Below are 12032 nucleotides of genomic sequence, written 5' to 3'. Positions count from 1 at the left end.
TCATGTTTATCATGGGAAGGTTACTGGAAGCGCTTGCTACGGTTGTGTATCTTGTGCTCAACCTTTACATGTGGGTTGTGATCATCAGGGCTCTTATATCCTGGGTCAATCCAGATCCTTACAACCCCATCGTAAGATTTTTATATGCCGTAACGGATCCCATTTTAAATGCAATCAGGAGAAGGCTCCCCGTCGTATTTTCCGGCATAGACTTTTCTCCGCTACTGCTTATCCTGGCCATCTACTTTCTGCAGATTTTTCTGGTTCAGAGCATGAGAGATCTGGCTTACCAGTTAATCCGTTAGCAAGGGAGGTGTCTATGACCATAAAAGCGGAACTTCTTGAAATACTGGCCTGTCCCAGGTGTAAAGGAGATGTCAGGTTGAATGAAGACGGAACGGGTCTGATTTGTGACGGTTGCCGTCTGCTCTACGAAATTAGGGACGGAATCCCGATAATGCTCGTTGAAGAGGCTAAACCCCTCGATTGAAACCCCGGAGAAGACCCAAAATGTTCGTTCCTGACCTGAATCGTCTCCACGGAGCCTTGAGTCGTTTCCAGGATGTGCGAATCTGTGTTATCGGCGATCTTATGCTGGATGTGTTTCTCTGGGGACGAGTAAGGCGTATTTCTCCGGAAGCTCCGGTGCCGGTGGTGGAAATTGAAGGCGATAGCCGCGTGCCCGGAGGCTCGGCAAACGTGGCGCACAATGCTTCGGCGCTGGGAGCCCGGGTATTTATCGCAGGAAGGGTTGGAAACGATCCGGACGGTGAAGAATTAATGAAGATGCTGAAGGAGGCCGGGATCGATACGGCGGCCGTGGTCGTTTCGGAGGAATGTCCTACAACGGTAAAAACCCGGGTGATAGCCCACAGCCAGCATGTCGTGCGTTTCGACAGGGAGGTAAAAAGGCCCCTTTCGGGCAGGGAACTGAAGCACATACTTTCCTTTCTGGGAGACCTTAAGTCTTTTGACGCCATCGTCGTTTCGGACTATGCCAAGGGCGTTGTAATACCGGAGCTTATGAAAGAGATTAAACAACGAGCCACTCTTTCAGAGGTGCCCATCATTGTTGACCCCAAGGTTTTAAATGCCCCGCTTTTTGAAGGGGTTACGGTCATTACGCCCAATTTCGCCGAAGCACTGCTTATGGCCGGAAATCACAGCGAAGAAGACGTCATTTCCGTCGGGAAAGAGCTTCTCAGGAGATATAGATGTCAATACGTCCTGATAACCCGGGGTTCTGAAGGCATGAGCCTTTTTTCCGAAGACGGTCAGATTCTGTACCTTCCAGCCGTGGCCAGAAAGGTTTACGATGTCACAGGGGCCGGCGATACCGTGGTGGCAACTCTTGCGGTGGGTATGTGCGCCGGCCTGAGCATGGCCGAAGCCGCCTACATTGCCAACGTCGCAGCGGGATACGTCGTGGGAGAGCCGGGCACGGCCGTAATATCTCTCGAAACACTCCGAAGTGTTCTTTCCGGAGGCAGGATCACATGAGTATCCCCCGTGAGCCGTCGTCTGCTTTTCTTTTCCTGGGCATTCTTTATTCCGATGCAGGTGCCTATAAGAGCGCTCTGGTAGAACTGGAAAAGGTCTTTGGCCCGTTGAGTTTTCTTACCGGACCGAGAGTTTTTACCGAAACCGGCTATTACAACGCCGAAATGGGAACACCCATCTACAGGGTTTACGGAGTTTTCGAAAGACCCGTGAACCAGGATAAACTGGCCGATATAAAGCTGAAGACCAATGAAATAGAGGCCGGGCTGGCTCAGAACGGCCGTCGAAGAGTAAACCTCGATCCGGGACTGTTAAGCGAAGAACGGCTTGTTCTGGCTACGGGTAAGAACTATACCCATCGGGTGTATCTATCCAGAGGCATTTATGCAGATCTGACGCTTATTTTCCGTCGAGGTCAGTACGAACCGCTTCAGTGGACCTATCCGGATTACAGAGATCCTGTATTGAGGCATTTCCTAGGTGTTCTCCGCCAGAAGCTCCATTACCTGAAGACGGGCAGGTTACCGGTAAATCCTTATAGACTTCCTTCAGAGGAGCAGAAAAAAGAGGATTGAACCGATGATCTACAGCATGACCGGCTACGGAAAGGCCAGCATTACGAGAGAGGGTTTCACGGTAACGGTGGAGATGCGATCGCTGAACGGAAAAGGCCTTGATGTTACCGTACGACTTCCCAGAGGGCTCGGAGAGTTCGAACCGGAAATCAGGCAAATTGTCCGGAAGGCTGTACGACGCGGAAGAGTTGAGGTATTCGTAAGCGTTGAGGCGACGCTTCCGGAACTAAAAGCCCCGCCAATAAACCCAGACCTGTTCCGGCTTTACTGGTACCGTCTTCAGGAAATATCTTCTTCCCTTCCCTCCATAGCCTCCCCACGGTTCGAGGACGTTCTCCGCATTCCTTACATTTTCGAACAGGTTGAACTGAAAGATTATCTCGATCTTTTTTCCGGAAGCGTGAGGGAGGTAACCAGGGGTGCTCTGGAAATGCTGGTTTCGATGAGGGCTGCGGAAGGTGAAGAGCTGAGAAAGGCCTGCTGTAAATACCTGGAAAAAATTGAACAGGCCATTTCTGCCATAGAGAAAATCCGGGAGGCAAGCCTTCTTACATTGAGAGATAGACTCAGAGACCGCATAATGGAACTTTTGAGAGACCTTCCGGTTGCTCTTGACGAAAATCGACTGACTCAAGAAATAGTATTTCTGACCGAAAGATCGGATATTGCGGAGGAAATAGTTCGTCTCAAAAGCCACATAGGACAGTTCCGGTCTTTGCTGAACGATCCGGAACCGGCGGAGGGTCGTCAACTCGATTTTTTAGTCCAGGAAATGCAGAGAGAAGCAACGACCATCGGGGCTAAAGCATCGGATCTGGATATTTCTCAGGCCGTTGTGGTGCTGAGGACGGAGATAGCAAAACTAAAAGAACAGGTCCAGAACATAGAATAGGAATGTGGGGTTCACAACGGTTAACTCACAGCGCACGATAGAATCATAGCCGACATGGAAGAGTTTTCGTTAACTGCACTAAAAGAAATCGGGAGCGGACGTGAGGTGCGAAAAGGGACCGGAAAAGATGCTCCTGAGGTGCTGTTTCCCTATTCCGTGGGGCTCGAGCCCAAAGATGGGCATATTTATCCCTCTGTCAGAGACTTCTCAACGCCGAGGCGGTTAGAGGTCTCAGGAACAGAGATGAAGGAGGCAACATTGCCGGCCTCTGCACCTTATGTGGAGGCTACGGACGGCCTGAAAATACCGCCAGCCGGGGCTTCGGGCCGTTCTGAAAGGCGGATAACAAATACCCCGGCCTCGAATTGCACCGATTTGCAGTTCGGGTGATCAGGAAAGTCCGAATGCAAATAAAGGTAGTAAACATAGGATTCGGGAACTCGGTCGTTGCCAACAGAATTGTGGCCATTGTTTCTCCTTCTTCTGCACCCATGAAGCGATTGAAGGAAGATGCCCGAAAGGCAAATCGACTCATCGATGCCACGATGGGAAGGAAGACGCGTTCCATCATCATTACCGACAGCAACCACGTAATACTTTCAGGCGTGCAGGCGGAGACACTGGCTCAGAGGCTCGCCTCAATAGACCAGAGTTCTCGAGAGTCTTCTTCAACGGTGCTTTTTGCCGATAACCCGGAGCAGGAGTCATGAGAAAGGCGAGCCTATTCGTAATCTCTGCTCCGTCGGGATGTGGCAAGACGACACTCATGGAGATAGTGTGTGCCAGGATACCCCGGCTTAAATTCTCCGTATCTTCAACCACCAGACCTCCAAGGCCGGGCGAGATTCACGGGGTACATTATTTCTTTCTTACCGAAGAGGAATTCTTTCGTAAGGTAGAAAAGGGCGAATTTCTGGAATGGGCAAGGGTTCACGACCACTACTACGGGACTGACGGCACCATAGTAAAGAAGTGGCTCGATGAAGGTTACGACGTGATGCTTGACATTGACGTGCAGGGAGCACGTCAGGTGAAGTGCCTGGTGCCTGATGCGGTTACGATTTTCATCCTCCCTCCTTCCTGGGAAGAGCTGGAACGGAGGCTTACCGAAAGGCGAACCGAGCCGCCGGACGCAATCGCCCGGCGACTTACGACCGCCCGCTCAGAAGTAGCCGAAGCTTTCTGGTTTGATTACCTGGTTGTAAACGATGACGTAAACAGGGCTGCTTCTACCATTATGGCCGTTATAGAATCTGCTCGATCCCGGACGATTAAAAGTTACGGTCTGATTTACAATCTCATGGGGCGCAACCCATGAAGTACCTGTGGATCTCGGGCATTCATCCCGTTGAGGAAGCTTTAAAACTAAACCCCGAGGCCGTAGTCGAAGTCTTAGTTGCCCGGGAAGGTTCCGTCATAGAAGCTATTGTTGAAGATTCACGGCGGCTGAACATTCCCGTAAAGAAGGTATCTCCACAATCACTTCACAAAATCACAGGTTATAAGAATCATCAGGGAGTGGCAGCACGTCTTGAGTCTTTCCACTATACCGATCTGGACGACTTCCTGGAAAGGGTTCCTGAAAAACCCGGATTGCTTATCCTGGACTGCATACAGGATCCTCAGAACTTCGGATCCATACTGCGAAGCGCCGCTTTTTTCGGCATAAACGGAATCGTCCTGCCCGAATACCGATCCGTTTCCGTCACCCCTGCCGTTGCAAAAGTCGCCGCAGGGGCTCTGGGCAGAGTCCCCGTTATTCGCGTAAAAAACCTTTCCAGAGCCGTTACTGCTCTGAAAGAAAAAGAAATCCTGGTAATAGGACTGGATGCCCATACCGAATGTTCAATATACGATCTTGACCTCACGGTGGGTGTGGCCTTCGTTATCGGAAACGAACACTCAGGGCTCAGACGAAAAACCAGAGAAAGCTGTGACACTCTTGCGACCATACCCCGGGGTGGTCCCATGGAGTCTTTAAACGCCGCCGTTTCGGCGGCCGTGGCCTGTGCAGAGCTTCGAAGACAAAGGCTCATCTCCGGCAGGACGGGCGTTCTCCAAAAATAGCGGTACCCACACGGATCATGGTAGCCCCTTCTTCAATGGCCACTTCGAAGTCGTGGCTCATGCCCATGGAAAGCTCGGTAAGTAGCTCGGGCCTATCGGATCTGTCTTTGAGCCTTTTAAGAAGATCCGCAAGCTGCCTGAAGTACGGACGAACATCTTCCGGGTTTTCAAAATAAGGAGGAATGGTCATAAGCCCTCGTATCTGAAGACCCTCCATCTGAGACACCTCATCGTAGAGCCGAAACAGCTCGTCGGGGGCTATCCCGCTTTTGGTATCTTCCTGCCCGACCTTTACCTGAAGAAGCACCGGCAGAGGCTTATCCTTTTGTTGCGAAACAAGCCGGTTTAACTTTTCCGCCAGGCTCAATCTGTCCAGGGTATGAATCCAGTCGAAGATCTGCACCGCCTGTTTGGCCTTGTTGGACTGAAGATGCCCTATCATGTGCCACGTAACGGGAATATTCCCAAGGATTTCTTTTTTCGACCTTGCCTCCTGAACGTAATTTTCGCCGATGTGGGTTATTCCCGCTTCGACTGCCTCTTTTACGACAGATGCATCAAAGGTTTTGGTTACGCCGATAATGACGATTTCATCGGGAGATCGATTCGATCGCTCGCAGGCCCTTGCCACTCTTTCCCTCACCAGCCGGAGATTTTCCTTGATACCGCCCATCACGGACATCACTCCCTTACATTCGACCTTTCGAAGTTTATCAGAGCCTCCTTCAGGTTGCTGCCACCCGGAGCCGAGTAATTTCCTATGGATCCGTCATGGCGAACCACACGGTGGCAGGGAACAACTATAACAAAAGGATTGCGGGCACAGGCGGTACCCACTGCACGTGCTGCCCCGGGTCGTCCCACAGAGCGTGCCACATCGCCGTAGGTACAGGTAGTTCCATAGGGAATTCTCATAAGGGCCTGCCATACATCTCGTAAAAAAGGCGAGGCCCAATGGAAGTTGCAAGGAAGGCTGAAAACCCTGCGGCTTCCCGACCAGTACTCCTCGAATTGGGACCTTATCCCGTTAAACAGCCCCTCAAAACGGTCAGGAAGTTCGAATCGGGTCTCCTGGGGTTTTTCGGTCCACTGAATGCTGAAAATCTCACTTTCGCTTACCACCACCTTTAAAAATCCCATGGGGCTTTTCAGATAAAGGGTGCACAGTTCGGAATTGCTCATGACGGCTACTCTTCGGCCAGAATAAAATCGGTTATGTAGGGATTGGTTTCCATTTCCCTTGCCACCGTCGAACTGGGACTGTCGCCGTAGTCGTGGCCGGGCCAGATTATCGTCTCAGGCGGAAGCGTGAGTATCTTTTCCTTGATGGATTGCAGGAGTGTTTCGAAAGATCCCCCGGGAATATCCGTACGCCCTACGGCGCCTACGAAAAGCGTGTCCCCCGTAAAAAGATTCCCTTCAATCAGAATACAACAGGCCCCGGGAGTGTGCCCCGGAGTGTGAATAAATTTGACCGGTACTTCACCGATATAGAGTTCCTCTCCGTCTTCGACTCGAATATCAGCAGGAGCAGGTGGATCAAAACCGAGTTTGCGGTTCCAGGCAACGTTTTCGGGATCTCTGCAGAAATCGTCGTCAAGGGCGTGCATCACAATGGGTGCTCCCGTTTTCGACCTGATGACTTCGTTTGCAACGGTATGATCGGAGTGGGCATGAGTGTTTATAATATACTTCAAAGTGATTCCCTTTGATTTAACCAGTTCCAGAAGTTTATCTGCATCACCGGCAGGGTCGATAATCACCCCTTCCAGAGTTGCCGGATCCCAAACAAGGTAACAGAAAACCTCCATCTCACCTGCAGGAATTTGAAGGATTTCTACGGCCATTGTAAACCTCCTTTTGCACCATAGGTAGAATATCAATTTTTTAATGTAGCTCAACAAAAATTCCTTGACCATTTGCCGCCGGGGAGTATGTTTAATCGGGTTTTCTTTTCAGGGGTTCCCGGCAGAACTCCTGAGTGTAACGGTAAGGGCTTTGTTAGAGATCGGAGTATGGAGAGAATGAACGACTCTGACAGTAGCAGTTTGTGTGATGTAATCCCGGATACGCAACTAAGAGGCGTATCCCTCGTAGCGAATGGAGAATGTAACGGGTCCGTATATGGAACCCGTTTCGTCAGAACGGAAGAGCTATATGGCACCGCCCGGGATGCGAGATGCGGCGGGCGCCGTGAACCCCCTCTGATATAGCCTCCACAAGGGTTCACCTCCGGCCGCATCTCGTACGAGAGCGGCTGCGGAAAGGAGGTGAACTCCCATGAAGACACCGCTCGTTGCACCAGAATTAAGAGAGCTCATTCAGAGACACGATATCTCCACGCTTCAGGACTTCTGCAAGTTCATGCATCCCATGGCCGTTGCGGATTATCTTTCAACCCTGCCGCCTCATGACATATGGGAAGTCCTGAGAGTGCTGGAGCCGAACCTCCGGGCCGAAATTTTCAGCAATCTCGACGAAGACGTTCAGCTGGAGGTGGCCGAATCTCTTACGAGAGACGAACTTGCCCAGCTAATCTCTGATATGCCCCCCGATGATCGAGTGGACCTTTTCAAAAAGATCCCGCCGGAAAAACAGGACTTAATTCTTCCGGCACTTGCAAAGGCCGAGCGTGAAGACATTCGCAAGCTGGCTTCTTACCCGGAAGGAACGGCCGGCTCCGTAATGACCTCCGACTATGTTGCTCTGCCTCCCGACATCACCGTACGAGAGGCCATTGAACGCATCCGTCTGGAGGCTCCCGACAGGGAAACCGTTTATTATGCCTATGTGGTCGATGAGAAACGGCGTCTTATCGGGCTCGTTTCGCTTAAGGATTTAATCCTCGCCCCACCGCACAAGCTCGTTAAAGACATAATGTACCGGGACGTAATTTACGCCCGCGTAACGGACGACCAGGAAGACGTGGCCAGGATGATCCAGCGCTACGACCTGATAGCCCTGCCAATAGTAAACGGCGATAACGTTCTGGTTGGAATAATCACCCACGACGACGCGGCCGACATCATTACCCAGGAACATACCGAAGACTTGGAAAAATTCACGGCAATCGGCGGTCCTCACGAAGCCGGGGTTTACATGAAAACCCCCGTGTGGCATTACTTCCGCTATCGCGCCCCCTGGGTTATAGGGCTCGCCGGCCTGGAACTTATTTCCGGTTTCATTATTCACAGCTTTGAAGAAACCCTTTCCAGCCTTATAATCCTGGCCATGTACCTTCCCATGATGGCCGCAACAGGTGGAAACACCGGGAGTCAGACCGCGGCACTCGTAATAAGAGCCCTGGCGCTTGGAGAAGTATCGGCAAGGAACTTTTTTAAAGTGATCTTTAAAGAACTACAGGTGGGACTTCTCATCGGCCTCCTTTTGGGCCTGCTTCTGTGGCTAAAGGTCAGTCTGTTTGCCCAGTACGGCCAAATCCCTGCAGGCCTTTCTGCATCAAAAGTGGGCTTTGCCATAGCTCTTGCTTTTTCCCTTCAGGTTCTCCTGGCAACTTTCCTTGGAGCCTCGCTCCCCCTGGCCGCATCGGCTTTAAAACTCGATCCGGCATTCGTTGCAGGCCCGACACTCGCAACACTGATGGACATTCTGGGAATGCTTATATACTTTTCGTCGGCAAAAATTATCCTGAACCTCTGAAGCTGAAAACAGGGGTAACCTCAACGGGTTACCCCACGCAGTAATGCTCAAAAACCCCGAATCGCTAAACGTACCGGCCGGGTTTTGAACGCTATAGAGCTTCCCGCGAAAAATAACCTGCCGAGCGGGTTTTCATATCCTTTCCATTTGGCTACATTAAGACGCTATCTTACTTTAACATCTAAAAGGAGGTATCCATGCAGGGTAAGCGGGTACTTGTTACCGGAGCCGGAAGCGGCATAGGAGAAGCAGTAGCCAGGGCCTTTGCAGAAAAGGGGGCTAAGGTCATTGTGAACGATCTCAGAAGCGATGCATCTTCCGTAGCAGATGAGATAGGCGGTGAGTTTATAAAAGCCGACCTTTCCGTAACCGGGGAGGTCATCTCACTTGCCCGGCAGGCTCTGGCCGGAGGACCCGTTCACATTCTCATCAACAATGCCGGCTTTCAACACATAGATCCCGTAGAAGATTTTCCCATAGAAACCTGGCAAAAGATGCTACAGGTAATGCTAACGGCTCCTTTTATATTGATCCGTGAACTAGTCCCCGCAATGAAGCGGCTCAGATGGGGAAGAATAATAAACATCGCAAGCATTCACGGCCTTGTAGCCAGCCCTTTTAAATCGGCCTACATCAGCGCAAAGCACGGCCTGATCGGCCTGACAAAGACGGTTGCTCTGGAAGTAGCGGAATTCGGAATCACAGTAAATGCAATATGTCCGGCCTACGTAAGAACGCCTCTCGTGGAAAACCAGATAGCCGATCAATCCCGCACGCTTGGAATTCCCGAAAAGGAGGTCATAGAAAAGGTAATGCTTGCCCAGGCGGCGATAAAACGCCTTATTGAGCCCGACGAGATAGCCTCCTATGCTCTGTTTCTCGCCTCTGAAGCCGCCTCGGCAATAACGGGAAGCACCCAGGTAATCGACCTTGGGTGGACCGCCAGGTAAGGAGGACTGCCGCCGATGATCATAGATGTACATACCCACGCATTTCCACCGGAAGTATGCCGTTATCGTGAAAAATACATGGAAAACGAGTGGGCCTTTAAAACCCTTTATGGTCATCCCAGGGCACGAATGGTAACCTCGGAAGAACTGGTGCAGGCTATGGACGAGCATGGGGTGGACATGTCCTTCGTCTTTGGTTTTCCCTGGGTCGATAAAGAGCTTGCAAGGCGTCACAACGATTACATTCTGGAAAGCGCCTCGAAATATCCCCATAGATTAATTCCCCTTGTCTGCGTGAATCCTGCCCGTGATTACGCTACGCAGGAAGTCGAAAGGTGTCTGAAGGCCGGTGCCAGAGGAGCCGGAGAACTGGCAGTTTACGGAAATTGCGACGCCGATGCCCTGATCGAACGATACAGAGACATCGGAGAAGTTACCAGAAGGCACGGGGGGTTCTTGCTCATACATGCCAACGAACCGGTGGGACACAAATACCCGGGTAAGGCCCCACAGGGGCTTCAATTTTACTACGAAGTGGTAAAAGCCCTTCCGGAAATCCCGGTGATACTCGCCCACTGGGGAGGGGGGCTCTTTTTCTTCGAGCTCTTAAAAAAAGAAGCGAAAGACATTCTAAAAAACGTTTACTACGATACCGCCGCATCCCCTTTTCTGTACGACAGCCGTATCTATTCCATTGCGGCCGAGATCCTGGGTGCAAACAAAATACTTCTCGGAACCGACTATCCTTTACTTCCCCCTGAAAGATACATCAAGGAAATGCAAGAATCGGGCATTCCGGAAGACCGGGTAAGGGCAATTTCGGGAGGGAACGCCCTGAGAATCCTTGATTTTTACAGAGCCCACTCCGGTTGACAGGATCAGAACCGGTGTGTCATAGTCACTGGACGCAAAAGGAACTTCCTGGAGATGAAAAGACGGAACCCCATGGACAGGGAATCTCTCATTACAGGTTGCTGGATTCACGGTCGAGAGGTGGTAACGCATCGTTTCTGGAGCGTGGAGGATCCTGCCGAAAGGGCTGTTATTGCCAGAGTTCATACGGCTTCTGAGGAAGAAGTAAACCAGGCCGTCTGCTCTTCCGCTCAGGCCTTCGCAAACTGGCGGATGCTGTCCCCCGAAAAACGATCCGAACTGATCAAAAAATGGGCAGAGCTGCTGAAGAGGAATGCCGAAAGGTTATCAGAAGTACTTTCGTTGGAAGTGGGTAAACCCATTCGATCCGCCCGATCCGAGGTTGTAAGTGCCGCCGATTTTCTGGATTACTGCGCCACTGAAGGAATCAGAATTTCCGCAAGATATTCGGATAGCGGATTTATCGTAATTCGAGAACCCGTAGGTATCTGCGGAATCATTACCCCCTACAACTATCCTTTAAGCACACTGGCGGTAAAGGTCGGGCCTGCTTTGATGGCAGGATGTACGGCTATCGTAAAACCCGATGAGCACACGCCTCTTTCCTCTTTAATGGCAGCCAAACTCGCACTGGATGCGGGGATACCTCCTGGGGTTATAAACGTCCTGTGCGGGCCCGGAGAGGAAGCCGGACGGCTTCTGGTTCGTCATCCATCGGTACGGTTAATTTCCTTTACGGGCAGCACGAAGGTGGGCAAGGAAATATATGCGGAATGCTCGGCCTACATAAAAAGAGTGATTCTGGAACTCGGAGGTAACTGCCCTGCCATCATAGCTTCAGATGCATCATGGGAAAGACATCTCGATTCAATAACCCAACAAACTTTTAAAAACACGGGTCAATACTGTTATCGAATTACGAGAATTATCGTGCACAAATCCATCTACGAATCCTTTACGGCCCGTTTTGTCGAAAAGACCAGGAACCTCAGGGTGGGCAACCCCAAATCGGAAGAAACCCAGCTGGGACCTCTCAATAACCTGAAAATCTACGAAAACTTCCGCAGACAGATTCTTTCGGTCCTGGAACACGGAGGTGAAATGCTCTTAGGCGAAGTTCCCGAAGAAACGCCTTCAGGGGGCTACTTCGTCAGGCCTGTGGTCTTTCGAAATGTCCCGACTTCGGCCAGAATCGGTTTTCAGGAGTACTTCGGGCCCGTTGCTTTTATCATACCCTTCTCCGACGACGATGAGGCTCTTGAGCTGGCAAACGATACCATTTTTGGGCTTGCCGCTTACATCTTTACAGAAGACTACCGCCGCGCACTAAGGTGGTCGCGTAACATCGAGGCAGGTAGCATCTGGGTTAACCGAATCCATCAGGCCAGATTTGATGCACCCTTCGGAGGATTCAAACAGAGCGGCATAGGTCGGGAGAAGTCTCTTCACGGCATTGAAGCCTTTACAGAGTTGAAAACCCTGTACTTTAAGCTTGATGGAGATCACCGCTAATGC

Annotated in this window: 16 protein-coding genes; 13 read left to right on the top strand and 3 right to left on the bottom strand. The window is 51.1% G+C overall.

Going from position 1 to position 12032, the window contains the following annotated elements; all coding sequences use genetic code 11:
* The first annotated feature begins 2 nt into the window (after positions 1-2).
* The 8 genes from BM091_RS04410 (at position 3) to rlmB (ending at position 5034) form a co-directional block, all read left to right on the top strand.
* Positions 3-305 (top strand): YggT family protein, encoded by a 303-nt coding sequence (locus BM091_RS04410; protein ID WP_093393783.1) that lies wholly within the window; start codon positions 3-5, stop codon positions 303-305.
* A gap of 14 nt (positions 306-319) precedes the next feature.
* Complete coding sequence (locus BM091_RS04405; RefSeq protein ID WP_093393781.1) at positions 320-490, top strand: Trm112 family protein; 171 nt, start codon at positions 320-322, stop codon at positions 488-490.
* Between the two features lie 20 nt (positions 491-510).
* Positions 511-1500 (top strand): D-glycero-beta-D-manno-heptose-7-phosphate kinase, encoded by a 990-nt coding sequence (gene rfaE1 / locus BM091_RS04400; RefSeq protein ID WP_093393780.1) that lies wholly within the window; start codon positions 511-513, stop codon positions 1498-1500.
* Complete coding sequence (locus BM091_RS04395; protein ID WP_093393778.1) at positions 1497-2075, top strand: DUF4416 family protein; 579 nt, start codon at positions 1497-1499, stop codon at positions 2073-2075. Before rfaE1 ends, BM091_RS04395 begins: the two co-directional genes overlap by 4 nt.
* Positions 2076-2079: 4 nt before the next feature.
* Complete coding sequence (locus BM091_RS04390; RefSeq protein ID WP_093393777.1) at positions 2080-2967, top strand: YicC/YloC family endoribonuclease; 888 nt, start codon at positions 2080-2082, stop codon at positions 2965-2967.
* 404 nt (positions 2968-3371) lie between these two features.
* Positions 3372-3677, top strand: coding sequence for a DUF370 domain-containing protein (locus tag BM091_RS04380; protein ID WP_093393774.1), 306 nt, complete (start codon positions 3372-3374; stop codon positions 3675-3677).
* On the top strand, positions 3674-4285 hold the full coding sequence (gmk, locus tag BM091_RS04375; protein WP_093393772.1) for a guanylate kinase: 612 nt from the start codon (positions 3674-3676) through the stop codon (positions 4283-4285). The genes BM091_RS04380 and gmk overlap by 4 nt, the downstream gene beginning before the upstream one ends.
* Complete coding sequence (gene rlmB / locus BM091_RS04370; RefSeq protein WP_093393771.1) at positions 4282-5034, top strand: 23S rRNA (guanosine(2251)-2'-O)-methyltransferase RlmB; 753 nt, start codon at positions 4282-4284, stop codon at positions 5032-5034. The genes gmk and rlmB overlap by 4 nt, the downstream gene beginning before the upstream one ends.
* Here rlmB and BM091_RS04365 read toward each other — a convergent pair.
* Genes BM091_RS04365 through BM091_RS04355 form a run of 3 tightly spaced genes read right to left on the bottom strand, consistent with a single transcriptional unit; the run spans position 5000 to position 6881 of the window.
* Positions 5000-5707 carry a YggS family pyridoxal phosphate-dependent enzyme gene (locus BM091_RS04365; RefSeq protein ID WP_093394265.1) on the bottom strand — a complete coding sequence of 236 codons (708 nt, stop codon included), beginning with the start codon at positions 5705-5707 and terminating at the stop codon, positions 5000-5002. The genes rlmB and BM091_RS04365 overlap by 35 nt on opposite strands.
* 8 nt (positions 5708-5715) lie before the next feature.
* Entirely contained in the window at positions 5716-6216 is a 501-nt protein-coding gene (locus BM091_RS04360; protein ID WP_093393769.1) for a methylated-DNA--[protein]-cysteine S-methyltransferase, read from the bottom strand.
* Between the two features lie 5 nt (positions 6217-6221).
* Positions 6222-6881, bottom strand: coding sequence for an MBL fold metallo-hydrolase (locus tag BM091_RS04355; RefSeq protein ID WP_093393768.1), 660 nt, complete (start codon positions 6879-6881; stop codon positions 6222-6224).
* A 177-nt stretch (positions 6882-7058) separates the two neighbouring features.
* Here BM091_RS04355 and BM091_RS13710 point away from each other — a divergent pair, with 177 nt between their 5' ends.
* The 5 genes from BM091_RS13710 to BM091_RS04335 all read left to right on the top strand — a co-directional run bounded on the left by BM091_RS13710 (position 7059) and on the right by BM091_RS04335 (position 12029).
* The gene (locus tag BM091_RS13710; RefSeq protein WP_143083096.1) at positions 7059-7247 is read left to right on the top strand and encodes a hypothetical protein; all 189 of its coding nucleotides are present in this window, start codon (positions 7059-7061) and stop codon (positions 7245-7247) included.
* A gap of 67 nt (positions 7248-7314) precedes the next feature.
* Positions 7315-8694, top strand: coding sequence for a magnesium transporter (mgtE, locus tag BM091_RS04350; RefSeq protein ID WP_093393766.1), 1380 nt, complete (start codon positions 7315-7317; stop codon positions 8692-8694).
* A 197-nt stretch (positions 8695-8891) separates the two neighbouring features.
* Complete coding sequence (locus BM091_RS04345) at positions 8892-9644, top strand: 3-hydroxybutyrate dehydrogenase (RefSeq protein ID WP_093393765.1); 753 nt, start codon at positions 8892-8894, stop codon at positions 9642-9644.
* 15 nt (positions 9645-9659) lie between these two features.
* Positions 9660-10517, top strand: a complete 858-nt coding sequence (locus BM091_RS04340) for an amidohydrolase family protein (RefSeq protein ID WP_245735258.1) — start codon at positions 9660-9662, stop codon at positions 10515-10517.
* A gap of 54 nt (positions 10518-10571) precedes the next feature.
* Positions 10572-12029: an aldehyde dehydrogenase family protein gene (locus tag BM091_RS04335; protein WP_093393763.1), complete on the top strand. Its 1458-nt coding sequence runs from the start codon at positions 10572-10574 to the stop codon at positions 12027-12029.
* Positions 12030-12032: the final 3 nt, after the last annotated feature.

The sequence above is a fragment of the Thermodesulforhabdus norvegica genome, from assembly GCF_900114975.1.
Lineage (GTDB): Bacteria > Desulfobacterota > Syntrophobacteria > Syntrophobacterales > Thermodesulforhabdaceae > Thermodesulforhabdus > Thermodesulforhabdus norvegica.
Note: the sequence above shows the minus strand (reverse complement) of the source record. Positions and strands in the feature narration are given on the sequence as shown.